Below are 26218 nucleotides of genomic sequence, written 5' to 3' on the forward strand. Positions count from 1 at the left end.
GGGGGGCCGAAGGCGGGCAGAACTGCCCGATGGAGGGTGTATGAGCATTCGAGCCGTGGCTCAAGAACTCTACCAGTGCATGAAGCGTGTGGAAGAGCTTGAGAAAACTTTGGCGTCTTTGTCGCCTAACCACCCCGACCGGCCGAGGCTGGAAAAGGCGCTGGCCGACGCCCAAAAAGAAAGGGATCAGCTGAAAGGGGCCCTGCAAGGGGCCAAAAACTAGAGACCCGTTGCCAGCTCAGGAAAAAGACGTGCGTGTCTCTTTGCGTTTTTTCTCACTTGACATCGGGCCGGTGCCTTTTATATTAGGACTGATACGGATTGCACAAGCTGGAGTGCTGCCTCTTGCGGAAGGTGCGTAGGGCTAACCACCAGACGAGTAGAGTGGGTTATGTCCAAGTTGGTTCCTCCCCATGGGAAAGAAAGAAAGCTTAAACCCCTGCTTTTGGAAGGTGAAGCCCGCAAGGCCGAAATGGAAAAGGCCAAGATCCTGAAGAAGGTCCCCATGACGAGTCGGGAGGCTTCGGACTTGGTCATGTTGGGTATCGGCGCCTTCACGCCTCTGGACGGGTTCATGGGCTACGACGAATGGAAGCGGGTATGTGGCGAATACAAGATGGCCGATGGCACCTTCTGGCCCATTCCCATCACCCTTTCTGCGGACAAGGATCTGGCCGACAGTCTGGGGCCCAACGAAGAAGTGGCCCTGTGGGATGTGGAAAACGACCAGATTCTCGGCACCATGAAGGTCACGGAAAAGTACACCATTGACAAGGAACATGAGTGCAAGTCCGTTTTCTGGACCACCGACGCCGCAGGGCATCCGGGCGTGGCTAAGGTCATGGCGCAAAAGGAATTTAACCTGGCCGGTCCGGTGAAGGTGCTGAGCGAAAGCTTTTATCCAGAAGTATTTAAGGATACGTATCAGACGCCGGGTCAAGCGCGAAAGATTTTTGACGAAAAAGGCTGGTCGCGTGTAGCGGCCTTTCAGACCCGCAACCCCATGCACCGCAGCCACGAATACCTGTGCAAGATCGCTGTGGAAGTCATGGATGGCGTCTATATTCACCAGCTGTTGGGCAAACTGAAAGCCGGCGACATTCCCGCGGACGTGCGCAAGAAAGCCATCGACGCGTTGGTGGACAACTATTTTGTCAAAGACACCATCGCGGTGGGCGGCTATCCGGCGGAAATGCGCTACGCTGGACCTCGTGAAGCCTTGCTGCACGCCGTGTTTCGCCAAAACTGCGGCTGCAGCCACCTGATTGTGGGTCGCGACCACGCCGGTGTGGGCGATTACTACGGTCCTTTTGACGCGCAGAGAATCTTCGATGAAATTCCACAAGACGCCTTGGTCACCAAGCCCCTGAAGATCGACTGGACATTTTGGTGCTTCAAGTGCGATGGAATGGCCTCCATGAGGACCTGCCCCCACGGCAAGGCTGACCGCTTGATTCTATCGGGCACCATGGTTCGCAAGACCTTGTCTGAAGGCGGCGAGCTGGATCCGCACTTCTCGAGGCCAGAGGTTCTTGAGATCTTGAAGCAATATTACGCAAGTCTTGAGGAAAAAGTGGAAATTAAACTTCACGGAGCGGCCACGGGGGATGCTCCGGCCAAGAAGTAACGGACCGCATTTGGGTGGGGGAAGCCCTGAAGTGGGCTTCGCCCGCTGAGAAACGGAGTGTTTGCATCCAGGGAAAGGAGGTGCAACGGCTGTTTCTTTGGGGCGAGCTGAGCAGAGGGTTCGCAGAGGTCAGTGGTTTCGTGACAACCTTTAGGAGGTGAAAAGATGCCTAGTTACGTCATTCTTGAAAAATGCGACGGCTGCAAGGGGCAGGATAAGACCGCGTGCATGTACATCTGCCCCAACGACCTAATGGTCCTGGACAAGGAAAAGATGAAGGCCTACAACCGGGCTCCGGAAATGTGCTGGGAATGCTATAACTGCGTCAAGATCTGCCCGCAGCAGGCCGTGGATGTGCGCGGTTACGCCGACTTCGTTCCCATGGGCGCCTCGGTTGTGCCTCTTCGCGGTTCCGAAGACATCATGTGGACCGTCAAGTTCCGCAATGGCCAAGTGAAACGGTTCAAGTTCCCCATTCGGACGACCCCGGAAGGGCAGGCTAAGCCGTGGCCCGATGAGTATCAGACGGGTTCCGACGACATCAAGAGCCCTGTGCTCTGCACGGAACCGGCGTCCACCCTGGCGGCACAACTTCCCACCCTGAAGAAGTAACCCTTAAGGAGGTGAACACATGAAGCCTTCCGATTTCGAAACTGTACGCGTCGATACAGATCTGCTCATTCTGGGCGGTGGTATGTCTGCCTGTGGCGCCACCTTTGAGGCGTCGTACTGGGCCAAGAAGCACGGCTTGAAGGTCACCGTTGTGGACAAGGCCGCCATGGACCGTTCCGGTGCCGTGGCCATGGGTCTTTCGGCCATCAACCAATACATCGGCTACGGTAAGGGCCAAAACACGGTCGAAGACTATGTGAAATACGTCCGTCAGGACCTCATGGGTGTTTCCCGTGAAGACCTGGTTTACGACATCGCCCGTCATGTGGACAGCTCCGTGCATCTTTTCGAGAAATGGGGTCTGCCCATTTGGAAAGATGAAAGCGGGGAATACGTCCATGAAGGTCGTTGGCAGATCATGATCAACGGCGAGTCCTACAAGGTGGTGGTGGCGGAAGCCGCCAAGAACGCTCTGGCCACCTTGGGCGATAAGGGCCAGCTGTTTGAGCGTGTGTTCATCGTGGAACCCCTTTTGAGCAACGGCAAGTGCGTGGGCGCCGTCGGGTTCAGCGTCCGCGAAAACAAGTTCTACGTCTTCACGGCCAAGGCCACCATCGCCTGCATGGGCGGTGCCGTGCATGTGTTCCGTCCGCGTTCGGTGGGTGAAGGTCTGGGGCGCGCCTGGTATCCGCCGTGGAACAGTGGTTCGACGGCTTACTTCACCATTCGCGCCGGTGCCGAAATGACCTGCCAGGAAGTGCGCTTCATTCCCGTGCGCTTCAAAGACGGCTACGGCCCCGTGGGTGCGTGGTTCTTGCTGTTCAAGTCCCGCGCCACCAACGCGTTGGGTGAAGAATACATGGTGACCCGCGCCAACGAGCTGCCCAAGTGGGCTCCTTACGGCACCGCTAAGCCCATTCCGGCCAATTTGCGCAACTGGCTCGGTATGGAAGACGTCATGGCCGGCAAGGGTCCCATCTACATGAGGACGGAAGAGGCCATCGCCAACCTGGCCGCCGAGTACAAAGATGATCCCAAGGCCTTTAAGAAGAAAATGAAGGAACTGGAAGCCGAGGCTTGGGAAGACTTCCTTGATATGACCATCAGCCAGGCTATTCTGTGGGCTGGCATGAACATTCAGCCGGAAGAAAAGCCTTCGGAAATCGCCGCTGCCGAGCCGTATTTCATCGGCTCCCACTCGGGTGCGTCGGGCGCATGGGTGTGCGGCGCCGAAGATTTGATGCCGGCCGAATACCGCAAGCAGTGGGAACCCATTGGTGTTTACAACCACATGACCACGGTTCCGGCGTTGTTCACGGCGGGTGACGGTGCAGGGGCTTCCTCGCACAAGTTCTCCTCTGGGTCCCATGCCGAAGGCCGCATTGCCGCCAAGGGCGCCATTGCTTACATTCTGGACCACAACGAAGCTCCAGCTGTGGACGAAGCCCAAGTGGCAGCCCTGCGCGACAAGATCCTGGCCCCGTTGGCTCGGTTCGAAGAATTCGCGCCGATATCTTCTGATCCGGACATCAACCCCAACTTCATCAAACCCAAGATGTTCATGTTCCGCCTCCAAAAGATCATGGATGAGTACTGCGGCGGCGTGTCGGCTCAGTTCACCACCAACAAGTCTCTGTTGGAGCGCGGCCTTGATCTGCTGACCATGCTAAAGGAAGACTCCGAAAAGCTGGCGGCGTCGAGCCTCCATGAACTGATGCGGTGCTGGGAAAACGTGCAGCGCCTGTGGATCGCCGAAAGCCACCTTCGCCACGTCATGTTCCGTGAAGAAACCCGTTGGCCCGGTTACTACTTCCGCGCCGACTTCCCGGATATGGACGAGAAGAATTGGCACTGCTTTGTCAATTCGGTGTGGAATCCGGCAACCGGCGAATGGACCATGAAGAAAGTTCCGATCGTTCACCTGGACGTCTAATCCGGTGACATGATTTGTCACACCCCCTGGGAGCCACAACGGCCCCAGGGGGTTTTTTAATGCACCGACGCCCCAGCGCCGCGCTGTCTTGCCTCAGCCATCGCGCTGTGCTAAGCGACGGTGCGGGTGACAATACTCACAAAAAGCGCACAAAGGGCGCGGACTGGATGCGAATAAATTCCAAACACCGCGGGCTTGGGTGCGCCAAGAACTGGAAGCAGCGGAGGAGAGTCCATGTCAAATGTGACCAACGGCCATCGCGGTGTCTTAGTGGTGGGAGGCGGGATGAGCGGGTTGAGCGCGGCCCTTGAGGCGGCGGAAGCCGGATTTCCCGTCTACATTGTGGAAAAGGAGCCGTATTTGGGAGGGCGTGTGGCGAAAATGAACAAGTATTTTCCCAAGCTGTGCCCTCCAAGCTGCGGCTTGGAAATCAATTTTCGCCGCATCAAGAACAACCCGTTGGTGCGGTTTTTCACCATGGCGGAAGTGGTAAAGATTTCGGGCCAGCCCGGAGACATGGATGTGACGGTGAAGATTGCTCCGCGCTATGTGAATGAAAAGTGCACGGCCTGTGGTCTTTGCGCGGAGGCTGCAGAGACGCGCATTGCCAATCCCTTTGATTACGGGCTGAGTTCAGTGAGGGCGGCGTACCTTCCCCACGAGTTTGCTTTTCCCATGCGCTACGTGATCGCTCCGGAGGTGATCGGCACGGACGAAGCGGAAAAGATTCGCGCCGCATGCCCTTACGGTGCCGTGGATCTGGAGATGCAGGAAAAGGTCTTTGACCTCAAGGTGGGCGCCGTGGTGTGGGCGACGGGCTGGAAGCCCTACGACGCCTCCAGGATCGCCTACTACGGGGCCGGAACCTTTCAAAATGTCATCACCAACGTGGTAATGGAACGGCTGGCTTCGACCAATGGGCCGACTCAAGGGGCTATTGTCCGTCCGTCGGATGGGGCGGCGGTGCAAAGAGTGGCTTTTGTGCAGTGTGCGGGATCCCGCGACGAAAATCATCTACCCTATTGTTCCGGCATCTGCTGCCTTGCGTCGCTCAAGCAGGCCACGTACGTTTTGGATCAGAACCCTGAAGCCTCCGTGACCATCTTTTACATCGACATGCGAGCGCTGGGAAAATACGAGGATTTTTATACAAAGGTGCAGGCGGATCCGCGAGTGCGTTTGGTCAAAGGCAAACCGGGGGAAATCTCCGAGGAGACCCAGACGGGCCAGGTCACCGTGCAGGTGGAAGACCAGGAGAGCGGCACGATCCTTAAGGAAGCTTTCGATCTGGTGGTCTTGGCCACGGGAATGGTGCCCAGCACGGCGCACGATAAAGTTCCGGCGCACGTGGCCTACGACGACAACGGTTTCATGCTTCCAGCGCAGCCCTTGGAGGGAATCATTCCGGCCGGGTGCGTCAAACGCCCGGTGGATGTGGCCTCCAGCGTTCAAGATGCGACGGCGGCGGCCCTTAAGGCGATTCAGGCGATGGTGAGGAGGTAGGCCCATGGAGAAGAAAATCGGTGCGTACATCTGTACGGGCTGCGGCATCGGAGAGGCTTTGGATGTGGCTGCCTTGGCCAAGGTGGCCACCGGAGAACACAAGGTGCCCGTGTGCCGAGAGCACGGCTTCTTGTGCAGCGAGGAAGGCCGAAAGCTCATTCAAGACGACATGGCGAACGAGGGCATCAACACTCTGGTCATTGCGGCGTGTTCCCCTCGCGTCATGACCGATGTGTTTGACTTTGGGCCGGATAGGGTGTTGGAGCGAGTGAACTTGCGCGAGCACGTGGTGTGGAGTCATCCGGCCGGGGATGAAGACACCCAGATGATGGCCGAGGACTACCTGCGCATGGGGCTGACCAAAGCCAAGGAAATGGAACCGCCCGTGCCTTTTCGGGGCGAAAATCTGAGCAAGAAAATCTTGGTGGTGGGTGGCGGCCTCACGGGACTCACGGCGGCGCGAGAAGCGGCCGATGCGGGTTACGAAGTGGTTCTTGTGGAAAAAAGTGAGTCTCTGGGAGGCTACCTCAAAAACGTTCATTCCGTGCCGCCTCTGGCCCCCCCTTATGAAGACCCTTACTCCTTTGATGTGAACGGGCTTGTGGCCCAGGTGACGGGCCATGAGAAAATCAAGGTCTATACGGGATCTCATATTGAAAAGATCAGTGGGGCTCCCTGCATGTTTGACGTCACGATCGGCTCCAATGGGACTCAGACGGCGGAGCGGGTTGGGGCCATTGTCTTGGCCACGGGTTCGGTTGCCTATGACGCGGAAAAACTCACGCATTTGGGTTATGGCACCCATCCAGACGTCATCACGGCCGACCGCCTGGAAGGCATGCTCAAAGACGGTCAGGTCGTGCGCCCGTCCAACGGGCAGCCCGCGGGTAGCGTGGCTTTTGTGCTGTGTGCGGGATCTCGGGATTGGGAACACCTGCCCTACTGTTCAGCGGCCTGCTGCGTGGAATCCCTCAAGCAGGCCAGAGTGCTCAAGCAGCAGAACCCGGAAATGCCCGTCTATATCTTCTATCGGGACATGCGGGCTGCAGGACACTATGAACTGCTCTACAAGCAGGTGCAAAAGGACGGAGTGGTTTTTGTGCGGGGGACCGTCACGGAAGTGGTCGACGACGGATCGGGGGCTCTCACGGTCTCGGCCAAGGATGTCCTGACTCGATCCCCCATCACCTCGGAATCCGTGGATTTGGTGGTCCTGGCCACAGGCATGGTGTCCACCGCCTCTTTGGGAAAACCTTACAAGGCACAGCAGCCCAAGGAAGGCGAAGAGGAACTGGAGGTTCCGGCGGACACCATTTTGGTTTCCAACTTGCTCAATCTGGAATACCGCCAAGGTCCTGAAGTTCCGGCCTTGAAATACGGGTTTCCCGATTCGCATTTCATCTGCTTTCCCTATGAATCGCGCCGCACGGGTATTTATCCTGCCGGGACCGTTCGAGCGCCCATGGACTACGCGCGCGCCATGGAAGACGCCGCCGGCGCAGCCTTAAAGGCCATTCAGTGCGTGGAAATGACCGCTCAAGGCAAGGCCGTGCACCCCAGGGCCGGGGACCTCAGCTATCCGGAATTCTTCATGCAACGCTGCACCCAGTGCAAGCGCTGCACGGAAGAATGTCCTTTCGGGGCGATAAACGAAGATGAGAAAGGCAATCCCTTGCCCAATCCCACCCGGTGCCGCCGCTGCGGTGTGTGCATGGGCGCCTGCCCGGAACGGATTATTTCGTTCAAGAATTATTCCGTGGGCATGATCGGTAACGTCATCAAGAACATCCACGTGCCCGAAGAAGACGAGGAGAAACCTCGCATTGTGGTGCTTGCCTGCGAAAACGACGCCTATCCCGCCCTGGATATGGTGGGGATTCGTCGAGCCCAGTACAACCCGTGGGTGCGGGTCATTCCGGTGCGTTGCCTGGGATCCATGAACTTGGTCTGGATTGCCGACGCCCTCTCCAAAGGGATCGATGGCATATTGCTTTTGGGTTGCAAACACGGCGACGATTACCAATGCCATTTTGTCAAGGGCAGTGAATTGGCTAATATTCGCATGAGCAAGATCAAAGAAACCCTGGATCGCCTAGTGCTGGAATCGGACCGCGTCCGCTTTGAGCAGGTCTCCATCACCGACTATGCCAAGCTGCCGCAGATTCTTGATGATTTTGCGGCGACTCTGGAAAATGTGGGCCCCAATCCCTACAAGGGTTTCTAGCGGCGCCGATGATGAAATAACGGAAGGAGAAATGCACATGGAACCGATAGTCGTCTCGCTGGAAATGCGCGACTATATCATGAGCATGGGCGCTGAGACAGTGAACTGGTGCATGCAATGCGGCCTGTGCACGAATCTCTGCCCATGGCGCTTGGTGCCTGGAGAAACCAGCGAAAAATTTAACATTCGCCACATGCAGCGCCTGGGGCAGATGGGCATGGAAGGCTTTGAAGACGAGCACATTCTCTTTGCCTGCTCCACCTGCAGCATGTGCCAGAGTAATTGTCCGCGAGGCGTCAAGATCGTGGACAATGTGCGGGCCATGAGAGCATGCTTGGTGGGCGCTGGAATGGCTCCGGCGAACCTGCGGCCCATCTTGGGCAGCGCCCACGCCAATGGGAACCCTTGGTCGGGACCTCGAGAAAAGCGAACGGCATGGCAGCAAGGATTGGATGTGCCGGTCTTCGGGCCGAACACGGAATATTTTCTCTTCGTGTGCTGCCATTCCTGCTACGATCCGCGAAGCACCAAGGTGGCGCACAGTATCGTGAAACTGCTGAAGGCTGCAGGCATCAGTTTCGGCGTCATCGGCAACGAGGAAAGCTGTTGCGGGGAGAGCATGCGCAAGCTTGGTGACGAGGAGCTCTTTCAAAAGCTGGCCCGGGCCAACATTAAGCTCTTCAACGCCAAAGGCGTTCAAAAGATTATCACCACATCCCCGCACTGCCTGTGGACCTTCACTCAGGAATACCCTGAGCTGGGCGGGCAATGGGAAGTGATCCATTACACCCAGTTGCTGGCCCAGTGCCTCGAAAACGGTCGGTTGAAACTTGCCGGCGGCCTGTCCAAGAAGGTCGCTTATCATGATCCCTGTTATCTTGGCCGCCATAGCAGCGTTTTTGACCCGCCGCGACAACTTCTCAAGGCGGCAGCCAACGGTGGCACTGTGGAACTGAGCCGGCATCGGGAACTGAGCCTGTGTTGCGCCGGCGGAGGCGGGCGCATCTGGGCCGAAGTGCCCATGGGGGAACGCTTCGGGGAACTCCGCGTCACCGATGCTTTGAGCCAGGGGGCTCAAGTGCTGGCCACGTCTTGTCCTTACTGCCTGAATATGTTAACGGATGCGTGCAACAGCTTAGGCAAGCAGGATGAGCTGGAAATCGCCGAACTCTCGGAACTGTTGGCGGCCGGACTCTAACCCTAAAGAAAAGACGTGCCTTGCTAAAGCGCAGGAGGGCGAGGGGCGGGCCGTGCCCGCCCCTCGCTTGTTGCCTGGAAAAGGAGAAACTCCTGTGACCCCGGAAGCGCTCAAGAATCAGCAAAAAGACTATTTTGTGGCCCAATGGGTGGAAGAGCAGCTCGTCATGGTCCCTCTTTGTTTTTGCGGCCGCGAAGTGAACGACGACTACTTTTGCGACATCTGCCAAAGACAGTGCACCTGCCAAGTCATTCTGTGCCGAAGTCCTCAGACTTTGCGGGTTGTGGAAATGTTTCTGCACGGAAATCCCGATTTCAAGAATTTTGAGGCCTACGCTTACGATCCATGATGCCGCGCGGTTGAAGACGGCAATATGGATGCGTGTGCAAAAATTTCAAAGGACGACCGGATGAACCCTGCGCAAGACACCCACGAAGTGTATCGTACCGAGAGCACGATTCGGTTTGCCTGCCATCATGACTTGCCGTGCTTTACACAATGCTGCCGAGACGTGAATATTTATCTCACGCCCTACGACATCCTTCGGCTTCGCCGAAGCCTGCGCATGGGGTCGGGAGAGTTTCTGGCCAGATACACGCGCCACTACCTGGCCAGAGTGACCCATGTGCCCGTGGTCCAGCTGGCCATGGATTCGCACACCCTTCGATGTCCCTTTGTGAGCGACGAGGGCTGTCGTGTTTACGACGACAGGCCCTGGGCATGCCGCATGTTTCCCTTAGATTTGGGAAATGAAAGCGGCGTGTATCGTCTCCTTGCGGACAAGAAAAGATGCCTGGGGTTGCACGAGGGACAGCGATGGACGGTAGGCGAGTGGCTGGAGACGCAAGGTGTCGGCCCCTATGAGGCCATGGAACAGGCCCTTCAGCAAGTGATGCCACCGGAATTTCAGCCGGGGCAAAGGATGGAAGCGGGATTGGGAAAGCTGCTGTATTTGGCTTACGATCTGGACCGCTTTGATGCCATTTTGGATGATCCCCGTTTTCGAGCGCTTCACGGCATCGATGAGGACCGTTACGTTGCGGTGCGCCAAAACGATGAGGAGAAGTTGCTTTTAGCCTTTGCTTACATTCAGAGGCAGATCGCCGAACTTTTTTCCGTTCTTTAGGAAAACAATTTATGGACGAAAAAATCGAAAGCTCGGCCCCGCAAAAAATCCGCGACCGTCTCAAACCTCTACCGGACGGCACTTTTCAGTTTGCCTGTCATCCGAATGTTTCCTGCTTTACGGAATGCTGCCGCGACTTGAATCTCATGCTGACCCCCTATGACGTGCTCAGGCTTGCGCGGAACCTGGGTCTTTCCACCACGGCTTTCTTGGACGCCTATACGGATGCGGTGGTGGAAGGCAGTCCCTTGCCGTCGGTGGTTTTGAAGATGGGCGACGATGGGCGACGCCTCTGTCCTTTTGTGTCGACCACCGGGTGCCGTGTCTATGCGGATCGTCCTTCGGCATGCCGCACCTACCCCCTGGCTCGAGCGTCCAGAAAACATCGTGTGCACGGCACGGTGCTGGAATCTTACTACCTAGTGGTGGAGGATCATTGTCGAGGCTTTGAAGAGCCGCGCTTATGGACCATCGAGCAATGGATTGAAGACCAGGGCTTGGAAACCTATCACCGCATGAACAACGACTGGATGGACATTGTCACCCATCCGCGCGTCCGCCAGGGGCTCACGGAAAAGCAAATTCCCATGTTTTACATGGCCTCGTACGATCTGGACCGGTTTCGTTCCTTCGTGTTTCAGAGCCGGTTTTTGGAAATGCTGGACACCGGAGCCCTGGACGTGGAATGGGCTCGCACGGACGACATGGCCCTTTACAGACTGGCTGTGTCCTGGCTGAAGTTCTTCCTTTTGGGTGAAGGTCCTCTAAGGCCGAAGAAAGCCGTCCAGGAATCTGCCTGATCGGCGGAGGGGCAAAGTGCGGAAGGGCTGTGGTGCACGACGTGCCCTTCAACCATAGTGGCCGTTGCCGGTCACTATGGCCAAGGGGGAGAAGCATCAAGGTTCCAGCGAAAAAATCGTTTAATCGTCGATGATTCCAGACTTGAGAGCCTCTGCGGACCATACCGGTAAAGGGCCTCGATAGCCTGTGTCCGGGTCGTATCGAAACCGATAAGAGGCTCTGACGGAGGTGGTCTTTTCCATTTGGGACCAACCGCGCACAAAATAGGGGCACTCATCGTTGAAGCACACCCAGAAGTATTCTGCAGACCAGGTGGAAAACGCCGGAGTGCGCCACTTTTTCATCTGGCTTCCACAGTGCGGACAAATGGTGAGATCTTCCATGTGTTATGACTCCCTAAACGAATCATTGTTATCGAAGTTTCCATAACGAGACCGGCAACACCTTCGGGCACGCTTCTAGGAGCCTCCACTCTGTACGGCCCGGTATAGGGCTCACGAATAGTCAAGAAGGGATCGAAGCTTCCCCGACTGTTTGAAAATCCTTGGGGTCAAATCGGCGGTTTTTCATGAAAAGCGTCGTGAACTGCTTCATGGTTTCCTTCATTACATCCTGATAATGGGGCACGTGCTTGTCAAAGATTTCTTCCACCTTTTTGTAGCTGAGCTTTGAGAGATCTTTGGTGAGTTCCAGGTATTCGGCCCGTTTGCCTTCCGGCAAGGCCTTGACCATGTTTTGTCCAAGCAGGTTTTCAAAGAGCTTGTACATGTCGTCGAGGAGCTTTTTCAAGGCTTCGGGACTGTGCTGTTCGCCTTTCTTTTCCACGAGAGCCTTCAAGAAATGGACGATGTATGGATTGCGGATGTTCAAGGGCGTCGCTTCTTCCTCAGGAGAGCTGTACGGTGTCTGCATGGCATACCATCCTTCGTCAAATGCGTTGCGTTTTGAGGGATATGATATCCTTTCCTGGACAGGCTCCTGTCCGACAAGGATTTGGAGAGTCTCTTTTCCTGGAAACGCGGGCCTTCGGCCCGCTTCAAAAGCGGGTGAGATACCCGCGCTTCTCGAGCAGAAAACGTTCTTCAGAGCTTGTTCGACATTGATCTGGCCGCGTCCTTTCGGCTTGGAGCTGCAGGATCGCTGCACGGCGCGAGAAGGAATAGGGTCAGGCACCGCTCCTACTGAAACGTTTTCAGCCCAGCTTATGGGCTACTGACTTTTTTAATTTATCACGCCCGGCATCCTTTGGCCAGTGTTTGAACCTGTATTCGAGAAGGCAGCCGATGGAAGTCAAGCCAACGGCGAAATTGCAACGCCTTCTTTACATTTTCCTGGAAAGGAAACCCCAGTGGTATGTTGAGGCAAGGGGGCCGGGAAGGACGAAGGAGGAAGTCGTTACCCTGAGGCGGCTTTTTTCTTCTGTTGTTCCACATCCTTAAAGGCTTTGAGTTCTGCATAAATTTTTTTTGCGCATTCCGGACAGACACTGTGGGTGAAGGTGACTTCTGCGTGCTGACTGATATAACTTTCCAACTGATTCCAATAGCCTTGGTCGTCGCGAATCTTTTTACAGTACGCACAGATGGGCAAAAGGCCTCGCAGTTTTCGTACGTTTTCCAGGGCTTCACGCAGTTCCTGTATCAGGCGCTCCTTGTCCTTTTCCACCTGGTGCCGATCGGCGATCTCCGATTGCAGGGCATTGCTCTTGAGTCTCAGTTCGGCCAACGCGGCCAGCAGTTCCCGGGCCTTGGCCTTGAGCATGAAGCGATAGAAAAGAAAGGTGCCGAGAGTCCACAGAAGAAGGAAAGCCCCTGCCAGCATCGCCGCCGTCGTCACGCGAGCGCGGGGCAGATGGACCCAGCCCTCCTGAGGCCACCAGCGGATCAGCATCCCTTGGCGATCTTATAAGGTGAGGGCTTGAAATCCACGGTTGATTTCCGCCAGAAGCTGTGTTCGGTCGGAACGAACGACCGCTCGAATGCCCAGAGCTCCTTCGGGAGTCCCGACCAATGGGGGTCGAAACAGCATCATGAGGGGTTCACTGAAAAGAAGTTTCGGGTGGGTGCCGGGCGGAAGGATGCCGGTCCAGACGTCGGCTCGGCCGTCCAGAATCCAGTTTTCCAAATCATTACCTTCCGCAAGAACAAAGCGCACGGAACGTCCCGTGCATTCCGCCCAAAGCCGCCACAAATCCACGAGCAATCCCACTGGCTGGCCGTGAATGCCCGTGTAGGAGAAAGGCTCGTGGTGTTGTCGCATCACAAGGGTCAAGGGCAAATCGTGGGCCCCGGCCACAGACCAGATGAGGGCGCAAAAAACGGCAAAACTCACAGCCCAGAGCGCAAGGCGGCGCTTGGGGTGTTTTCCGCCATGAAAACCGATCTTTGTGGCGACGGGCACAGGCATTGAAGGTTTGACCTGAACGTGGGATGCCGAATACGTTCTTGAACACAGTCTGTGAGCACATCCTAGTGCAAAGGGAATTTCTTGCCAAGAGGAAAGAAAGGCCGACAGACTTCTTCGGTTTGTGGCCGGGATTTGATGACAAAGGGGTGGGAGGACAATGCCTAAGGATGTTATCGTAACGCAATGGCGAAAACGCAAAGAAAGGAGTCGGCCATGAACGAGCTTCCCAAGGATGCTCCGCAGAACTGTTTGGAAATTCCCATCACCATCCGTTTTGGGGACACGGACCCCTATGGTGTCGTCTATTTTGCGTCCTACTTTCGCTATTGTCACCACGGCATTGAAGAGCTCATGCGCCGAGTGGGGTGCCCTCCTGAGAAGTATTTTCGCGATGTGGATCGTGGGCGTGGATTGCCTATTGTGGGCGCGGCGTGTGACTTTTTTCGTCCGGCCAAGTACGGCGATGCGCTGCGGCTTCGTGTTGGCGTCTTCAAAATGAGCCTTCGGTCCATTACGTTCGCGTTTTATTTTTTCCTAGAAGATCGGCCGGACGTAGTGGGCCGGGGCCACGTTTCCATGGTTGCTATTGACAGAACGTGGCGATCCTGCCACATACCGGAGGAATTGCGACAGGCCCTGGAACCGTATATGTTTTTTAGAACGTGAGGGAAGGCTGAGAGAGTGGTTTCGAAGGGGCCTGGCAGGAATAAATTTTAGCTTTTTCAGGGGGTGAAGAGCCCATGGCGGCGGTGGTCAAAACGTATGACGAGATCAATGAGAGGATTCGAAAGGGCCAGGCCGTGGTCTTAACCGCGGAGGAAATGACACAATTGGTCAAAAAGGTGGGACCGGAAAAGGCAGCGAAAGAAGTGGATGTGGTCACCACAGGCACTTTTGCTCCCATGTGCTCTTCGGGAGTGTTCATCAATTTCGGCCATACCCAACCCCCCATCAAGGCGGCCAAAGTGTGGCTCAATGATGTGCCCGCCTATGCCGGCTTGGCTGCTGTGGACATCTATTTGGGGGCCACGGAGCCTGCCTTTGACGATCCCCTGAACAAAGTGCATCCTGGCACCTTCGAATACGGGGGAGGTCATGTGATTCATGATTTGGTAAGCGGCAAACCCGTGCGCCTTCGTGCCGAAGCTTACGGTACGGACTGTTATCCGAACCGCCACGTGGAAATGACAGTGACCCTTCGGGACTTACCTTACGCGGTGCTGTGCAATCCCAGGAACGCGTATCAAAACTATAATTGCGCCGTAAATCTCTCCAAAAAGACCATTTACACCTACATGGGCCCCCTCAAGCCCCGGTTGGGCAACGCCAACTATTCCACTTCCGGAGAACTGAGCCCCTTGCTGAACGACCCCCACTATCGCACTATAGGGGTGGGAACGCGTATTTTTCTTGGGGGTGCGGAGGGTTACATTGTCTGGCACGGCTCCCAGCATCGCCCGGAAGCCCCGAGGTTGCCCAACGGCGTGCCTCGTATGCCCTCGGGAACCTTGATGGTGCTTGGCGACTTAAAGGAAATGAGCCCTCGATGGCTCATGGGTGTAAGCATTCAGGGTTACGGGTGTTCCTTGGCGGTGGGCATCGGGGTTCCCATACCCATTTTGGATGCCGACATGGCTGCGTATACGGGCGTGTCCGATGCGGACATTGTGACCCAAGCCAAGGACTACAGCTTCACACAAACGGAACCCCTTGCGGAAGTCACTTATGAAGAATTGCGCTCGGGGGTGATACGCATTGGAGAAAAGGAAGTGCCCACCGTGCCCCTGTCCAGCGTGGTGCGGGCTCGAGAGATCGCGGGAACTCTCAAGCAATGGATCGAAGAAGGCCGTTTTGAGTTGGGTGTGCCCCAGAAGCTGCTGCCCAATCCCTGGCGGCGGTGAGTTGCCTTTTCCCATGGGCTTTGACAGGGCGCTGGAAAATAAGGCAGCGGTGGATAAGGCGGCTGGTGAAAAGATGGCGCGCCTTGAGGCGGTGGCGGCCCCATGGAAAGCTGTGGCGGTGGCGTATTCCGGAGGCGTGGATAGCACCGTGTTGGCGTGGCTGCTCCACCACGCTTTCGGAAAGCCGGTGCATTTGTATCTTGTCAAGAGTCCCTTCCTGGCCGTTCGGGAACTGAGCTCGGCCCAGTCGGTCGCCCAGGCCCTGAACCTTCCCCTGCAGATCCTGCCCTTGGACCTGTTGGCCGTGGAAGCCGTTCGCATCAATGATGCCCATCGATGTTACTACTGCAAAGCGGCTGTGATGGACGCCATTGGGCAGAAGCGCACGCCTGGAACGGTTGTGGTGGACGGATCCCATGCCGACGATGCAATTGAGGATCGGCCGGGCCGAAAAGCCCTTGTGGAAAAGGGCATACTCAGTCCTTTGGCTTTGGCGGGATGGACAAAAGTGGATATTCGTCGCATCGCCCGCGCCGCCGGACTGCCCAACTGGAACAAACCCTCCGAGTCCTGCCTGGCGACCCGCGTGCCTTACGGAACCCAGGTGTGTGCGGCAATGTTGGAACGCATCGAGGCTGCCGAGGAGCTTCTTTATGGCATGGGGTGTCTTCAGGTGAGGGTTCGATGCAGGGGTGAGCGTGCCAGGATTCAGGTGGGAAGGGAGGATGCGCGGCGACTTCATGATGCCCAGAGGTGGGCTCAGCTGCTTCGGCATATGGCCCGTTTGGGTTTTTTTCACGTTGAGCTGGATTCCACACCGCTTTCGTCGGGCTGACACCGTCGGAAGCAAGCCCTTGATCTGTCGTGAAAATGATGAGACCCAAGGCCAAAGGCATTGGATTGTTGTCCGGTGGTCTGGACAGCATTCTGGCCGTCAAAGTGCTTCAAGAACAACCCCTAGAACTCGTGGGCATCACCTTTACCACGCCATTTTTTGGTCCGGAATCCGGGCTCCTTGCGGGCCGCATCGCCGGTATTCCCACGCGTGTGGAGGACATGGGTGAAGTGTTTCTGACCATGCTCAGGAAGCCGCCCCACGGCTACGGTCGATACATGAATCCCTGCATCGACTGCCACGGGTTGATGCTGCAGGAGGCGGCCAAGATTCTGATCGCGGAAGGCGCGGATTTCCTCTTTACCGGTGAAGTGGTGGGGCAACGACCCATGAGCCAGCGGCGGGCGGCCATGAAAATCGTGGAAAGGATGTCCGGCGTTGCCGGCCGAGTCTTGAGGCCTCTGAGCGCCAAGCTGCTGGAACCCACCATTGTGGAAAAAGAAGGTTTGGTGGAGAGAGAAAAGCTGCTGGACCTTCATGGGCGTGGCAGAAAGCGACAGATGGAGCTGGCCCGATTTTACGGCCTTCACCACGTTCCTCAACCAAGTGGAGGCTGCATGCTCACTAAGGAAGGTTTCGCGAGAAAGCTCAAAGAACTGTTCGCTCTGATGCCCCATGCAGACCTTCGGCATGTGGAACGGCTCAAATGGGGGCGTCATTTTCGCCTTGCCGAGTCATGCCTTTTGGCATTAGGGCGGTCCAAAGGGGAAAATGAGCGTCTTTCGGTTCTGGCCGACCCTGAGGATGTGGTCCTCAGTGTACCGTCCCACCCTGGACCCACGGGCCTCTTGTTTGGAACCGCCATAAGACGTGCCCATGTTCAGGAGGCCGCCATGATCGTGGCGGCCTACAGCGATGTGGCCTTTGGAGAAAGGGTTTCCGTGCGTTGGCTCCAGAGGGGCGAGGAGGCTTGGACGCGCGTCAAGAATGTGGGACGAACCCCTTGGATGCACCGCCTGCTCTGAGATGCGTCCAAACGGTTGGCTCTTCATGAAAAACAGCCGGCTTTTCGACGACAAAAACCGACTCTTGAGTCTAGCCCACAAGACGCAAGCAGTCCCCGGGTCGGGCCGTACCTTTAGGAGAATCGGCCCTGAAGGTAGGCTTCGCAATAGTTGTTCAGGGCGCAGGAAGTACATAAGGGCCGGTGGGAGCGGCACACTTGGCGTCCGTGTTGTATGAGCTGATGAGAAAGCCGCACCCAAGATTCTGGAGGATAGAGGGCGCAAAGGTCCTTTTCGATCTTGTTTGGATCCCTGTGATGGGTCAGGCCCAACCTTTGGGACACTCGAGCGGCGTGCGTGTCCACGGGCAGTGCCGGTACGCCGAAGGCGTTACCCAAAATCACATGAGCCGTCTTTCGACCGACACCGGGCAACCGCAGCAGATCCTTCAGTGTTCGAGGAACATCGCCGCTGTAATCGGCCACAAGGATTCGGCAGGCGTTTTTGAGGTTTCGCGCTTTGACTCGGAACAGCCCGATGGGTTGAATGCACGCCTCGAGGGCTTCTATGGATGCTTGGGCGACGGCATGTGGCGTAGGGAATTGTTGAAAAAACAAGGGCGCAACAGTATTCACTCGAGCATCGGTGCATTGGGCGGAAAGCATTGTAGCCACGAGCAGCTGAAAGACATTCTGATAATGCAAGGTGCAGCGAGCCTCAGGGTAAAGTTGCTGCAATAGTTTTGAAATGTGCGCCGCCTTTTCCTGGCATACGTTTCCAGCGTTTGGGGCGGCTCTCATCGTGAGAAGCCTTCGTTGAGCGGGGCGGCGCATGCATCGGACCCTGTGGGGTTTTAGGGCATCTGGGTGCCTTCTTATGGCAAAGTTCATGTTGGATTTCAAGCGGGTGTGATCTTATAATCCTACAAGTGCAGCAGAGGCGAGATCTTCAGAAGGAAAGGAGAACGGAATGACGACTCTTCGTCAGGTGTGTCACTGCGACAACTGCGGCAACGAAGCGGACATGGTGGTGACCTGCACATGGATGAATGTGGAAGAAGAACCGGGAAAGGTGGTGAAGAAGAAAAAAGAAACGCGTAAATGCACCGTGTGCGGCAATGAAGCCGACATGATTTTGGATGACAGCGAATGAAAAAGCACGCCGCGTGGGGGATCGATGTCGCGATGAGCATGGCCCGTTCCAAAAGACCGGTTCCCAAACACATTATCGTATGCCCGTTTTGTGAGGTGGGGCAGCCCATTCCCACGGATTTTGATGCCATTCATCGATGTCAGTGCGGAGCATGCTTCAAGGTGTGCGGGCACCATGCCGTGGAAGACAGCATGTCCGACATCGCAGAAGAACTGTGGGAAGAGGATGAATTGGACTTCATTCGATCTGTGCCCATGGATTTTTGCAATGTGGTGGTGGAGCGGGATTTCGATCGGCTGCTGGATCTCAAGCAAACGGCCGATCCCAATGAAATCTCTCGGTTCTGCAAATACGATGTGAGTTCACCCCTGAGTCTGATTTGGGTGAAGAGGCTTTTTTAAGGCTCCATGCGGGTCGTTTTGGTGTCCATGCCTTGGGCTCTGGCCAATCGCCCATCCATTCAGCTTGGGGCGCTGAAGGCATTTGTCACACAACAATTCGCCGACCGCTTGCACGTGATGACGGCCCACCCTTACCTGACGGTGGCAAGGGCTTTGGGCTGTCGCCTTTATCAAAGGATTGCCGAACGCACATGGCTCGGTGAGGCCGTCTACGGGGCCTTGCTTTTTCCTGAGCGGTTTGAGGCCTGTGAAAAGCTCTTTCAAAAGCAGTGGCGCCGATGCAAAGCGAGCTTTGCCCCCAACTTTCAGCAGATCGTTTTGACGGTTCAACGGCTTCATGAAACCATGCCTCTGTGGATGGATCTGGAGCAAGCCCATCTCGTGGGGTTCTCCGTCTGTTTCGCCCAGCTCACCTCATCCCTTTATCTGGCTCGAGCCATCAAAGAACGCGTTCCTTCCGCCCACATTGTTTTTGGGGGCAGTCTGGTCAGCGGATTCCAGGGAAGGTCCGTGATGGAGTTTTTCCCATGGGTTGATTTTGTCATCAGCGGCGAAGGAGAGAAGCCCTTGACGCGCCTGTTGTCGCGTTTGCTTGGGGCGAACGAAGCGGCCTTGAGCTGTGACGACTCCTGGGGGGCGGGGATCTTTTATCGCCGTGGAAAGACTCAGGTGGCGGGTGATGGACTGGACCAGATCACGAACCTCGACAGTCTTCCTTTTCCCGACTACAGCGACTTTTTTCGGGAGGCCGGGCTCCATGAGGAACGGACACCGATTTTTGCCTTGCCCGTGGAATCCAGCCGAGGTTGTTGGTGGCATCGAGCTCGACAAGATAAGCCTAACCAGAGGGCCTGCCGGTTTTGCAACCTGAATTTGCAGTGGCGCGGTTATCGATCCAAGAAACCGGATCGGATTGTCAAGGAATTGCAAACCCTGGCGGAAAGGCATGGATGTCTGCGGTTCGTTTTCGTGGACAATGCTCTAAATTCCGCAAGGCTTTTGGAAACAGCCACAAAGATTCGTAGCACGGGAAAGGATTTTGTCTTTTTTGGAGAAGTGCGTTTGCCTCTGAGCCGGGCTTGCGTGCGGGCTTTGAAACTTGCGGGTTTTCAAAGGATCCAGGCGGGTGTGGAAGCCTTAAGTGATGCGCTCCTTCGACGCTTGGGCAAAGGCACTCGGGTGATCGATAATGTGGCCTGGATGCGCCACTGTGAAGAATTCGGGATCGAAAACCGATCCAATTTGCTCATGGAGTTTCCCGGGACCACCTTTGAGGAAGTGCAGGAGACGCTTGCGGTTCTGCGCCGGATCAGCGTGTTTCGTCCTCTTAAAGGCGTGAGGTTTTGGTTGGGAGAAGGCAGTCCCGTGGCCATGGAGGCTGCCGCTCATGGCCTGAGCGCCGTGGGCAATCATCCCTTTTATGCTGCTTTTTTCCCTGAACACGTCTGTCGACACGGCCGCTTTCTGATGAAAACCTACCGAGCCGATCGATCTTATCAGAGGCGGCTGTGGCAACCGGTGCGCAGATTCCTTGCGGAATGGCAGAAAAACGACGCGGCCTTTCGCGCCCGGATGGGAGAAAACACACCTCGTCTGGGTTACATTGACGGCGGTACGTTCCTTCTCGTTCGACGACGCGATCATAACGGGCAGGTGCAAGAGACCTTTCGCCTTTCGGGGACGTCCAGAGACATTTACCTCAGTTGCCTTGATCCGGTGCCATTAATGTATTTACACAAGAAGCATGAGAAGTTTACCAGCAAGGGTCTCGAAGGCTTTCTGCACGATATGGTTGCCAAGGGGCTGCTTTTTGAGTCCGACGGTTGGTTTTTGAGCCTGGCCGTGCGCGAAGGGCTGCAGAAATTTCTCTCAGCGACGGACAGATTCCAAGAACGGCTCCCGGAATCCACCAACTGTCAGCCCTTCCAAGCGGCGCCCCTCGAAAAAAGGGCCCAGGAATGCCAAACATTCTGACAATTGGAAGGGCCTCCTTTTACATGGGAGGCGGCTTGGGTCCGGAAAACGATAATCGGGCATGCTGCCGTGATATGATCCGAGTTCCGGCTTGACTCAGACAGGTGGACTGTTTAGGGTAGCACTACTGAGGACCAGAAAGTTTTCGCAAGGACCCGCTTTTCAAAAAGCTTTCCATGACGCCTACACCACAGCGGGAAAGAATGAAAGCATCCGTGATGGAACGTGGGAAGGGTTTTATGCCGCGGTGCCGTGAAGGGATGGACGGTGGCGGAAAATATTTTGTGGATCCACCGAGAGGCTGGTTGTTAAGCGTAGCATTTACTGATTTTTGAACAGAGAAAGGAGTGAAGTATGGGGGATACAAAAAAATGGGTTGTTTTACTGGCGGTATTTTTTGTGGCAGGTTTTCTGAGCGGATCGGTGCATGCCCAAACCAAGCTCGTTCCTAAAATTGATAACTTCATTCTCTTTCCGGATCAATCGGGCTCCATGTACATGACCCACGGCAAGCTGCGCAAGGTGAAGATGACCTTGGCCAAGGAAGTCATGTTCAAGATGAACGACGAGATTCCCGAACTGGGCTATAAGGGCGCTTTAGACCTTTTTGCCCCGTGGCAAGCAGTTTCCGACCCGGCTGTCTATAAGAGAAACACCTTTGGGGAAGCCATTGCCAAGATCAAGAGTGATCAGCCGATTTTCGGCCGGTTGACGCCCATGGGCCCGGGAATCAGCTCCCTGGATTCCGTCCTTTCCGGTCTGAGCGGCAAAACGGGCATTATCATCGTTTCCGATGGCGCGGCCAACCAAGGCCCGGATCCCGTGGCGACGGCGCAGGCGATTTACAACAAATATCCCCAGGTGTGTTTTCATGTGATCAGCTTTGCGGAAGAACCCAAAGGAACTGATATCCTCAAGAAGATTAACGGGATCGGAGGCTGCGGGGTGTATGCGGAAGGAGCTACGCTTCTTGCTGACCAGGCTGCCCTGAAACAATTCGTCAAGGACGTCTTCTACACCACCGCCGTGGAAGCTAAGAAGGAAGATGTCATTATTTTGCGGGGCATCAACTTCGATTTTGACAAAGCGGACATCAAGCCAGAATGGCAGCCGGTGCTCGACGAGGGCGCCTCGGTGCTGGCCAAGAACCCGAACATTAAGATCATCATCGAAGGGCATACCTGCGCCATCGGCACCGATGCCTATAACCAAAAGCTTTCCGAACAGCGGGCCCAATCGGTCTACAACTACTTTGTCTCCAAGGGTATCAGCGCCTCTCGTATGAAGACCGTTGGTTATGGTGAATCCAAACCCAAGGCGGACAACGCTACGGAAGAAGGCCGTCGCATCAACCGTCGCGTGGAAATCAAAGTGGTGCAATAACTCCCACGATGAACTGCATGGAGACTGGGCCACAAGGGCGCGGCCTCTTTTTTGAAGGAGAGAGCGTTATGGCAATGAAGTATGCTCTTGGGATGGCTGCCTTTGTCCTCTTATGCTTATTGGGCTTCTCTAAAGCTCAAGCGACGGATGAAAAAGAGGCTTGTCAGCTCTTTGAAAGTTTTCAGTCCGAATGGATGAAGAAACTTTCCCAGCACGGCTTGTACGGACCGCACAAAGTTTCTTTTGAGGAGATGAAGGGCCAAAAAAAGGTGCTGGCCCGATACTCGGAACTGGGTGTGGTGAAGGATTCCCAAGTGAAGAAGACCGAATCGAAGGCATGTCCGTTCGTTGGGGTGTTGAGCTACGAGGAGAAAATCTGCGAGAGTGAGGGGCCCAGTCGAGCCGAGGCGGCGAAGGGACCGTTTTCCTGCGCCACGCGGACGGTCACGGAAGTTTTTCGGTTTGTCAACGGCAAGTGGGTCTATTGAGGTGATCCTGTTTGATCGCTGTTCAAAACGTCAGTAAGTTCCTCGGCAACAGAGAGCTCTTTCGTCACGTCTCCTTTCACATTCACCCCGGCGACCGCATAGGGGTCGTCGGGCCCAACGGAGCCGGCAAGACCACCCTCTTTCGCATTCTTTTGGGGGAGACGGATCCTGATCATGGCGCAGTGACCCGCGCCAGAAACCTTTCCCTCGGTTATCTTCCGCAACAATGGAGCCCGCCGGAAAACCTTACCGTGCTGGCCCATACGCAAGCGGTCCGGGCTGAAGTGTTTCAATGGCGCCGAGAAATGGAGGCTTTGGAATCGGCCTTGGCTCAGGCTGACACGCCTGAAGCCGCGCAGAGGCTGGCCGAACGGCACGCGGCGCTGCAAAACCGGCTGGAGCAGCTCGGCCCATACGACCTTGAGGCGCGGGCACAAAAGATTCTTGTGGGTCTCGGTTTTTGTCAGGATGATTTTCACAGATCTGTGGCGTCCTTGAGCGGCGGATGGGCCATGCGCGTGGAGCTGGCCCGCTTGCTCCTGGCCGAACCGGACGTCCTGTTTCTGGACGAACCCACCAATCATCTCGACCTGGAATCCATTCTCTGGCTTGAAGCTTACTTACAAGAAACACGCTCGGCCGTCTTGGTCGTCTCCCATGATCGATCCTTCTTAAACAAGGTGGTTCGAAGGATTTTGGAGCTAGAAAACGGCCGCGTGGAGACGTATCAGGGAAACTTTGAACGCTACGTGGAAGAAAAGGCATTGCGCCGCCGAATCCTTGAAGCGGCCAAAGAAAACCAGGACGCTCGCCTACGCCGCATTGAGAACTTTATCGCTCGAAACCGCGTGCGCAAGGATCGAGCCCGCCAAGTTCAGAGTCGACTCAAAATGCTCGAAAAAATGGAACGACTGGAAGCGCCGGCGGTTCAGGAAACCGTGCACTTTCAGTTCCCGGAACCTGAGCGATGCGGCCGGCGTGTGTTGGAACTTGTGGGCGTGCGCAAGATCTTTGGGGACCATGTGGTTTTTGACGGTGTGGATTTGGTGGTGGAACGTGGTGATCGCCTTGCCCTGCTCGGACCCAACGGCGCGGGCAAGAGCACACTGCTAAGGATCCTAGCCGGCAAGGTCCACGTCACGGAGGGGGAGGTTCGGAGGGGTCACAACGTAAAAGTGGGCTACTATGCGCAGCACCTGTGGGAGGAACTCAACGCGAACAATACCGTTTTGGAGGAAGTTCTCTCCGTGTGCGGCGCCATGACCCACACGAACGTAAGAACTTTGCTTGGAGCTTTCCTCTTTAAAGGTGACGCTGTGGAAAAGAAGGTGGCGGTGTTGAGCGGCGGCGAAAAGGCCCGGCTCAGCCTCTGCAAGCTCTTGGTGCAGGCCCCCAACGTTCTTCTGCTGGACGAGCCGACCAACCACTTGGATATTCCCGGTCGGCAGATGCTGGAAGAAGCTTTGGCGGCCTATGGCGGCACGGTCTGCTTTGTGAGTCACGACCGGCACTTTATCAATGCTCTGGCGCAAAAGATCTTAGTGGTCCATCGAGATCGGCTGGATCTTTTGCCGGGCAACGCCGACGATTATGAGCGCTTATGGAAGGGGGCGATCCATGGCGCGAAAAACGAAGATGTTCGTTCATGTCTGACGGCTTTGCCAGAGCCTGAAGGGGGCGCGAAGTCCAAGCCGGAGGTCAGAGAACGCAAACGATGGGAGGCGGAACGCCGCAATGCTTTATATCGAATGAAAAAACCCCTCCAAGATCGGCTTATGGCGCTGGAAAAGGATCTTGACCGTTTGCATGAGGAGCGGGAAAGGTTGAGCGGCGTCTTGGCGGATCCAGCCACCTATCAAGGCAGAGGCGATGTAGCGGCGCTGCAGCAGCGCTACCGGCAATGTGATGAGAGTATTTTACGGGTGACGGCCCAATGGGAAGAGACGGCTTTGGCCCTGGATGCTCTGGAAAGACAATTTACACAAGAAAATGAGAGCTCTACGAACCATGAGCCGGGACCCTGCAGACCTCAGGAGCCAAAATGCCGGGAAATGAGAGGAGGATGACGATGAAGGTTGTGAGTCTCTGGGTGGCAGCGATCCTTTTGGTCATGTGGACGGCCGGGTGTGTGCCGGGACCCACGACCCAACAGCATTTGGAATCGGCCACATGGCTAGGTGTGGTCGGTGCAGGCGTCGGCGCTCTTATTGACAGCAAAAATCCATGGCGTGGAGCCGTCATTGGGGGAGCCATCGGCTCCCTAGCCGGATACGGCATAGCGGAGGTGTCGCAGCGGGCGGCGGAGGAAGCCGCTCGGCGGCGTCAGACCGTGACCTATCACAATCCCAACACCAACGAATGGGTGCAGGCTGATCCCGTGAGCTATCAAGGACAAACGGCCACCGTACGGACGCGCACCTATCAGGGACACCAGATGACCAACGAGCGCTACATCACGGTTCCGGCCTATTAATGCTCTGAGTGTGCTTACCGTGGAGCCGAGCCCGCGTTCAAAGCGATTTACCCTCGGGGATGCAAGGGCGCCGTGGTGCCGGCCAACCCTTGAATGCGTTTCATATGGGCTTCCAACGCGGCGTTTCCCGGATAAATCTTCAGGGCTTGTTGCAAGGTGGCCACGGCAGTGGAAAAATCCCGGCGCACCTCATAGAGTCGGGCCAGGACCAGCCATGCGCCTGGATCCAGCCCTCTTTTTCGAATGCGCCGTCGCACCAAGAAGATGGCCAGGCGACTGCCGTACTCGTAGTACCATTGCTTCGGATAATCCAGGATGCTCATGGAGTGGGGCTCCTTCCTGTTGTGGACTGACCGCCACGTGCGGATGAGGGCATGGGCACGTGCCGAAGAATCATCCCTCGGGCTTTCGCGTTGGCCCACAAACGCCGGCTGGCTTCCCGCTTGTCGGGATCATCCATGGGAACAAAGTGCACAATGATCTGAAAGCCGGAGGTCGCTTCCAGCTCAGGGGTCTCATCGCACACCAGCACACCGCAGCGTCCTCGCGCCGAAAGGTCCCAGCCGATAAGAACCGGTTCCACGGCTGCGCGTGCATTTTCAGCGTGGGCCACGATGCGGTGAGGGATAAAGCTCGGCTTGGAAAAACTCCACAGAAGCCCATCCAACTGTTGTGCGGAAACGGTCGATCCCGTATAGACGAACACCTCGTGCCCCTCATCCACCAGGCGTTCCACCCAGCGGCACAGGTCCCGTCGTTGTTCTTTGACGGACGTTTCAATGAAAAACATCTGCGGCATCATGGAAAACCGGCTCAACACGTCAAATGGAAGGCTCCGGCCACCTTTTTCCCTGCTTTAAGCAGGGCGTTAAAGGTTTGAACCGCTGCTTCCGTGGGCTGATCAATGAGCTCAATCCCTTTTTCATGACAGACTCGACGCACCTCATTGGAGGGTCTCATCATGCCCGGACTTCCGCGCCCGATGACCAGCACCGAAGGGTGGACTTCCAGAATGTCCAGAATGTCTTCCATAAAGACCTTGTGCCCTTCCTTGCGCCACCAGTGAGGAATCACCTGTTGACCGATGATCTTCAGATCGGCTTGGTACGTTGTGCCCGCAATGTCCATGGACCCAAAACGGTACCCGTCGATCATGGCTGTCCTCCGCACGGCCATT

The 26218-nt window shown here is 56.1% G+C and carries 29 protein-coding genes; 21 read left to right on the plus strand and 8 right to left on the minus strand.

Annotated elements, in window-relative coordinates; all coding sequences use genetic code 11:
• Positions 1 to 40: 40 nt before the first annotated feature.
• From ACUVSA_RS02310 to ACUVSA_RS02355, 10 genes are all read left to right on the plus strand, one after another.
• Complete coding sequence (locus ACUVSA_RS02310; protein WP_445891891.1) at positions 41 to 223, plus strand: hypothetical protein; 183 nt, start codon at positions 41 to 43, stop codon at positions 221 to 223.
• A 168-nt stretch (positions 224 to 391) separates the two neighbouring features.
• Positions 392 to 1627 carry a sulfate adenylyltransferase gene (gene sat / locus ACUVSA_RS02315; RefSeq protein WP_445893629.1) on the plus strand — a complete coding sequence of 412 codons (1236 nt, stop codon included), beginning with the start codon at positions 392 to 394 and terminating at the stop codon, positions 1625 to 1627.
• A 165-nt stretch (positions 1628 to 1792) separates the two neighbouring features.
• Positions 1793 to 2239: an adenylyl-sulfate reductase subunit beta gene (gene aprB, locus ACUVSA_RS02320; RefSeq protein WP_445891889.1), complete on the plus strand. Its 447-nt coding sequence runs from the start codon at positions 1793 to 1795 to the stop codon at positions 2237 to 2239.
• A gap of 19 nt (positions 2240 to 2258) precedes the next feature.
• A complete protein-coding gene (gene aprA / locus ACUVSA_RS02325; protein ID WP_445893630.1) occupies positions 2259 to 4172 on the plus strand; it encodes an adenylyl-sulfate reductase subunit alpha in 1914 nt (637 codons plus the stop codon).
• A 234-nt stretch (positions 4173 to 4406) separates the two neighbouring features.
• Positions 4407 to 5675 (plus strand): CoB--CoM heterodisulfide reductase iron-sulfur subunit A family protein, encoded by a 1269-nt coding sequence (locus ACUVSA_RS02330; RefSeq protein ID WP_445893631.1) that lies wholly within the window; start codon positions 4407 to 4409, stop codon positions 5673 to 5675.
• A 4-nt stretch (positions 5676 to 5679) separates the two neighbouring features.
• Entirely contained in the window at positions 5680 to 7899 is a 2220-nt protein-coding gene (locus ACUVSA_RS02335; RefSeq protein WP_445893632.1) for an FAD-dependent oxidoreductase, read from the plus strand.
• A 37-nt stretch (positions 7900 to 7936) separates the two neighbouring features.
• On the plus strand, positions 7937 to 9097 hold the full coding sequence (locus tag ACUVSA_RS02340) for a (Fe-S)-binding protein (protein ID WP_445893633.1): 1161 nt from the start codon (positions 7937 to 7939) through the stop codon (positions 9095 to 9097).
• Between the two features lie 94 nt (positions 9098 to 9191).
• Positions 9192 to 9446, plus strand: a complete 255-nt coding sequence (locus ACUVSA_RS02345; protein WP_445893634.1) for a hypothetical protein — start codon at positions 9192 to 9194, stop codon at positions 9444 to 9446.
• Positions 9447 to 9506: 60 nt separating this feature from the next.
• A complete protein-coding gene (locus ACUVSA_RS02350; protein WP_445893635.1) occupies positions 9507 to 10223 on the plus strand; it encodes a YkgJ family cysteine cluster protein in 717 nt (238 codons plus the stop codon).
• 11 nt (positions 10224 to 10234) lie between these two features.
• Positions 10235 to 11023: a YkgJ family cysteine cluster protein gene (locus ACUVSA_RS02355; RefSeq protein WP_445893636.1), complete on the plus strand. Its 789-nt coding sequence runs from the start codon at positions 10235 to 10237 to the stop codon at positions 11021 to 11023.
• 120 nt (positions 11024 to 11143) lie between these two features.
• Here ACUVSA_RS02355 and ACUVSA_RS02360 read toward each other — a convergent pair whose 3' ends face one another.
• The 4 genes from ACUVSA_RS02360 to ACUVSA_RS02375 form a co-directional block, all read right to left on the minus strand.
• Positions 11144 to 11407, minus strand: a complete 264-nt coding sequence (locus tag ACUVSA_RS02360) for an ogr/Delta-like zinc finger family protein (protein ID WP_445891881.1) — start codon at positions 11405 to 11407, stop codon at positions 11144 to 11146.
• A gap of 121 nt (positions 11408 to 11528) precedes the next feature.
• On the minus strand, positions 11529 to 11936 hold the full coding sequence (locus tag ACUVSA_RS02365; RefSeq protein WP_445893637.1) for a DUF5663 domain-containing protein: 408 nt from the start codon (positions 11934 to 11936) through the stop codon (positions 11529 to 11531).
• A 483-nt stretch (positions 11937 to 12419) separates the two neighbouring features.
• Complete coding sequence (locus tag ACUVSA_RS02370; RefSeq protein WP_445893638.1) at positions 12420 to 12914, minus strand: hypothetical protein; 495 nt, start codon at positions 12912 to 12914, stop codon at positions 12420 to 12422.
• 12 nt (positions 12915 to 12926) lie between these two features.
• Positions 12927 to 13355: a transporter substrate-binding domain-containing protein gene (locus tag ACUVSA_RS02375; RefSeq protein WP_445893639.1), complete on the minus strand. Its 429-nt coding sequence runs from the start codon at positions 13353 to 13355 to the stop codon at positions 12927 to 12929.
• A 288-nt stretch (positions 13356 to 13643) separates the two neighbouring features.
• Here ACUVSA_RS02375 and ACUVSA_RS02380 point away from each other — a divergent pair, with 288 nt between their 5' ends.
• From ACUVSA_RS02380 to ACUVSA_RS02395, 4 genes are all read left to right on the plus strand, one after another.
• Positions 13644 to 14096 (plus strand): acyl-CoA thioesterase, encoded by a 453-nt coding sequence (locus tag ACUVSA_RS02380; protein WP_445891878.1) that lies wholly within the window; start codon positions 13644 to 13646, stop codon positions 14094 to 14096.
• Positions 14097 to 14170: 74 nt separating this feature from the next.
• Positions 14171 to 15331, plus strand: coding sequence for a homocysteine biosynthesis protein (locus ACUVSA_RS02385; protein ID WP_445893640.1), 1161 nt, complete (start codon positions 14171 to 14173; stop codon positions 15329 to 15331).
• A gap of 13 nt (positions 15332 to 15344) precedes the next feature.
• The gene (gene larE, locus ACUVSA_RS02390; RefSeq protein WP_445893641.1) at positions 15345 to 16166 is read left to right on the plus strand and encodes an ATP-dependent sacrificial sulfur transferase LarE; all 822 of its coding nucleotides are present in this window, start codon (positions 15345 to 15347) and stop codon (positions 16164 to 16166) included.
• 35 nt (positions 16167 to 16201) lie between these two features.
• Complete coding sequence (locus ACUVSA_RS02395) at positions 16202 to 17191, plus strand: tRNA 4-thiouridine(8) synthase ThiI (protein WP_445893658.1); 990 nt, start codon at positions 16202 to 16204, stop codon at positions 17189 to 17191.
• A gap of 113 nt (positions 17192 to 17304) precedes the next feature.
• Here ACUVSA_RS02395 and nth read toward each other — a convergent pair whose 3' ends face one another.
• On the minus strand, positions 17305 to 17970 hold the full coding sequence (nth, locus tag ACUVSA_RS02400; protein ID WP_445893642.1) for an endonuclease III: 666 nt from the start codon (positions 17968 to 17970) through the stop codon (positions 17305 to 17307).
• Positions 17971 to 18139: 169 nt separating this feature from the next.
• Here nth and ACUVSA_RS02405 point away from each other — a divergent pair, with 169 nt between their 5' ends.
• The 7 genes from ACUVSA_RS02405 to ACUVSA_RS02435 all read left to right on the plus strand — a co-directional run bounded on the left by ACUVSA_RS02405 (position 18140) and on the right by ACUVSA_RS02435 (position 25041).
• Entirely contained in the window at positions 18140 to 18322 is a 183-nt protein-coding gene (locus ACUVSA_RS02405; RefSeq protein ID WP_445891875.1) for a hypothetical protein, read from the plus strand.
• Positions 18319 to 18723 carry a hypothetical protein gene (locus tag ACUVSA_RS02410; RefSeq protein ID WP_445891874.1) on the plus strand — a complete coding sequence of 135 codons (405 nt, stop codon included), beginning with the start codon at positions 18319 to 18321 and terminating at the stop codon, positions 18721 to 18723. Before ACUVSA_RS02405 ends, ACUVSA_RS02410 begins: the two co-directional genes overlap by 4 nt.
• Before the next feature lie 6 nt (positions 18724 to 18729).
• Positions 18730 to 20697, plus strand: a complete 1968-nt coding sequence (locus tag ACUVSA_RS02415) for a RiPP maturation radical SAM C-methyltransferase (RefSeq protein WP_445893643.1) — start codon at positions 18730 to 18732, stop codon at positions 20695 to 20697.
• A gap of 354 nt (positions 20698 to 21051) precedes the next feature.
• The gene (locus tag ACUVSA_RS02420; RefSeq protein WP_445893644.1) at positions 21052 to 22080 is read left to right on the plus strand and encodes an OmpA family protein; all 1029 of its coding nucleotides are present in this window, start codon (positions 21052 to 21054) and stop codon (positions 22078 to 22080) included.
• A 68-nt stretch (positions 22081 to 22148) separates the two neighbouring features.
• Positions 22149 to 22568, plus strand: coding sequence for a hypothetical protein (locus tag ACUVSA_RS02425; protein ID WP_445893645.1), 420 nt, complete (start codon positions 22149 to 22151; stop codon positions 22566 to 22568).
• A gap of 11 nt (positions 22569 to 22579) precedes the next feature.
• A complete protein-coding gene (locus ACUVSA_RS02430; RefSeq protein ID WP_445893646.1) occupies positions 22580 to 24634 on the plus strand; it encodes an ABC-F family ATP-binding cassette domain-containing protein in 2055 nt (684 codons plus the stop codon).
• Positions 24635 to 24636: 2 nt separating this feature from the next.
• Complete coding sequence (locus ACUVSA_RS02435) at positions 24637 to 25041, plus strand: glycine zipper 2TM domain-containing protein (protein ID WP_445893647.1); 405 nt, start codon at positions 24637 to 24639, stop codon at positions 25039 to 25041.
• 47 nt (positions 25042 to 25088) lie between these two features.
• On the opposite strand, the gene ACUVSA_RS02440 is transcribed toward ACUVSA_RS02435, so the two are convergent.
• Genes ACUVSA_RS02440 through ACUVSA_RS02450 form a run of 3 tightly spaced genes read right to left on the minus strand, consistent with a single transcriptional unit; the run spans position 25089 to position 26196 of the window.
• On the minus strand, positions 25089 to 25364 hold the full coding sequence (locus tag ACUVSA_RS02440; RefSeq protein ID WP_445891868.1) for a tetratricopeptide repeat protein: 276 nt from the start codon (positions 25362 to 25364) through the stop codon (positions 25089 to 25091).
• On the minus strand, positions 25361 to 25861 hold the full coding sequence (locus ACUVSA_RS02445; protein WP_445893648.1) for a DNA polymerase III subunit chi: 501 nt from the start codon (positions 25859 to 25861) through the stop codon (positions 25361 to 25363). Before ACUVSA_RS02445 ends, ACUVSA_RS02440 begins: the two co-directional genes overlap by 4 nt.
• Complete coding sequence (locus ACUVSA_RS02450; RefSeq protein ID WP_445891866.1) at positions 25855 to 26196, minus strand: Mth938-like domain-containing protein; 342 nt, start codon at positions 26194 to 26196, stop codon at positions 25855 to 25857. The genes ACUVSA_RS02445 and ACUVSA_RS02450 overlap by 7 nt, the downstream gene beginning before the upstream one ends.
• Positions 26197 to 26218: the final 22 nt, after the last annotated feature.

It is taken from the genome of Desulfosoma sp., from assembly GCF_052743555.1.

What these genes read in the sequence shown, in the direction of transcription:
- ACUVSA_RS02425 (WP_445893645.1), top strand. Translation starts at nt 22,149, where the DNA reads ATGGCAATGAAGTATGCTCTTGGGATGGCTGCCTTTGTCCTCTTATGC.
- ACUVSA_RS02335 (WP_445893632.1), top strand. Translation starts at nt 5,680, where the DNA reads ATGGAGAAGAAAATCGGTGCGTACATCTGTACGGGCTGCGGCATCGGA.
- ACUVSA_RS02450 (WP_445891866.1), bottom strand. Translation starts at nt 26,196, where the DNA reads ATGATCGACGGGTACCGTTTTGGGTCCATGGACATTGCGGGCACAACG.
- ACUVSA_RS02380 (WP_445891878.1), top strand. Translation starts at nt 13,644, where the DNA reads ATGAACGAGCTTCCCAAGGATGCTCCGCAGAACTGTTTGGAAATTCCC.
- ACUVSA_RS02435 (WP_445893647.1), top strand. Translation starts at nt 24,637, where the DNA reads ATGAAGGTTGTGAGTCTCTGGGTGGCAGCGATCCTTTTGGTCATGTGG.
- ACUVSA_RS02415 (WP_445893643.1), top strand. Translation starts at nt 18,730, where the DNA reads ATGCGGGTCGTTTTGGTGTCCATGCCTTGGGCTCTGGCCAATCGCCCA.
- nth (WP_445893642.1), bottom strand. Translation starts at nt 17,970, where the DNA reads ATGAGAGCCGCCCCAAACGCTGGAAACGTATGCCAGGAAAAGGCGGCG.
- aprA (WP_445893630.1), top strand. Translation starts at nt 2,259, where the DNA reads ATGAAGCCTTCCGATTTCGAAACTGTACGCGTCGATACAGATCTGCTC.
- larE (WP_445893641.1), top strand. Translation starts at nt 15,345, where the DNA reads ATGGGCTTTGACAGGGCGCTGGAAAATAAGGCAGCGGTGGATAAGGCG.
- ACUVSA_RS02370 (WP_445893638.1), bottom strand. Translation starts at nt 12,914, where the DNA reads ATGCTGATCCGCTGGTGGCCTCAGGAGGGCTGGGTCCATCTGCCCCGC.
- ACUVSA_RS02310 (WP_445891891.1), top strand. Translation starts at nt 41, where the DNA reads ATGAGCATTCGAGCCGTGGCTCAAGAACTCTACCAGTGCATGAAGCGT.
- ACUVSA_RS02355 (WP_445893636.1), top strand. Translation starts at nt 10,235, where the DNA reads ATGGACGAAAAAATCGAAAGCTCGGCCCCGCAAAAAATCCGCGACCGT.
- ACUVSA_RS02340 (WP_445893633.1), top strand. Translation starts at nt 7,937, where the DNA reads ATGGAACCGATAGTCGTCTCGCTGGAAATGCGCGACTATATCATGAGC.
- ACUVSA_RS02410 (WP_445891874.1), top strand. Translation starts at nt 18,319, where the DNA reads ATGAAAAAGCACGCCGCGTGGGGGATCGATGTCGCGATGAGCATGGCC.
- ACUVSA_RS02350 (WP_445893635.1), top strand. Translation starts at nt 9,507, where the DNA reads ATGAACCCTGCGCAAGACACCCACGAAGTGTATCGTACCGAGAGCACG.
- ACUVSA_RS02385 (WP_445893640.1), top strand. Translation starts at nt 14,171, where the DNA reads ATGGCGGCGGTGGTCAAAACGTATGACGAGATCAATGAGAGGATTCGA.
- sat (WP_445893629.1), top strand. Translation starts at nt 392, where the DNA reads ATGTCCAAGTTGGTTCCTCCCCATGGGAAAGAAAGAAAGCTTAAACCC.
- ACUVSA_RS02365 (WP_445893637.1), bottom strand. Translation starts at nt 11,936, where the DNA reads ATGCAGACACCGTACAGCTCTCCTGAGGAAGAAGCGACGCCCTTGAAC.
- ACUVSA_RS02360 (WP_445891881.1), bottom strand. Translation starts at nt 11,407, where the DNA reads ATGGAAGATCTCACCATTTGTCCGCACTGTGGAAGCCAGATGAAAAAG.
- ACUVSA_RS02405 (WP_445891875.1), top strand. Translation starts at nt 18,140, where the DNA reads ATGACGACTCTTCGTCAGGTGTGTCACTGCGACAACTGCGGCAACGAA.
- ACUVSA_RS02440 (WP_445891868.1), bottom strand. Translation starts at nt 25,364, where the DNA reads ATGAGCATCCTGGATTATCCGAAGCAATGGTACTACGAGTACGGCAGT.
- ACUVSA_RS02395 (WP_445893658.1), top strand. Translation starts at nt 16,202, where the DNA reads ATGATGAGACCCAAGGCCAAAGGCATTGGATTGTTGTCCGGTGGTCTG.
- ACUVSA_RS02420 (WP_445893644.1), top strand. Translation starts at nt 21,052, where the DNA reads ATGGGGGATACAAAAAAATGGGTTGTTTTACTGGCGGTATTTTTTGTG.
- aprB (WP_445891889.1), top strand. Translation starts at nt 1,793, where the DNA reads ATGCCTAGTTACGTCATTCTTGAAAAATGCGACGGCTGCAAGGGGCAG.
- ACUVSA_RS02330 (WP_445893631.1), top strand. Translation starts at nt 4,407, where the DNA reads ATGTCAAATGTGACCAACGGCCATCGCGGTGTCTTAGTGGTGGGAGGC.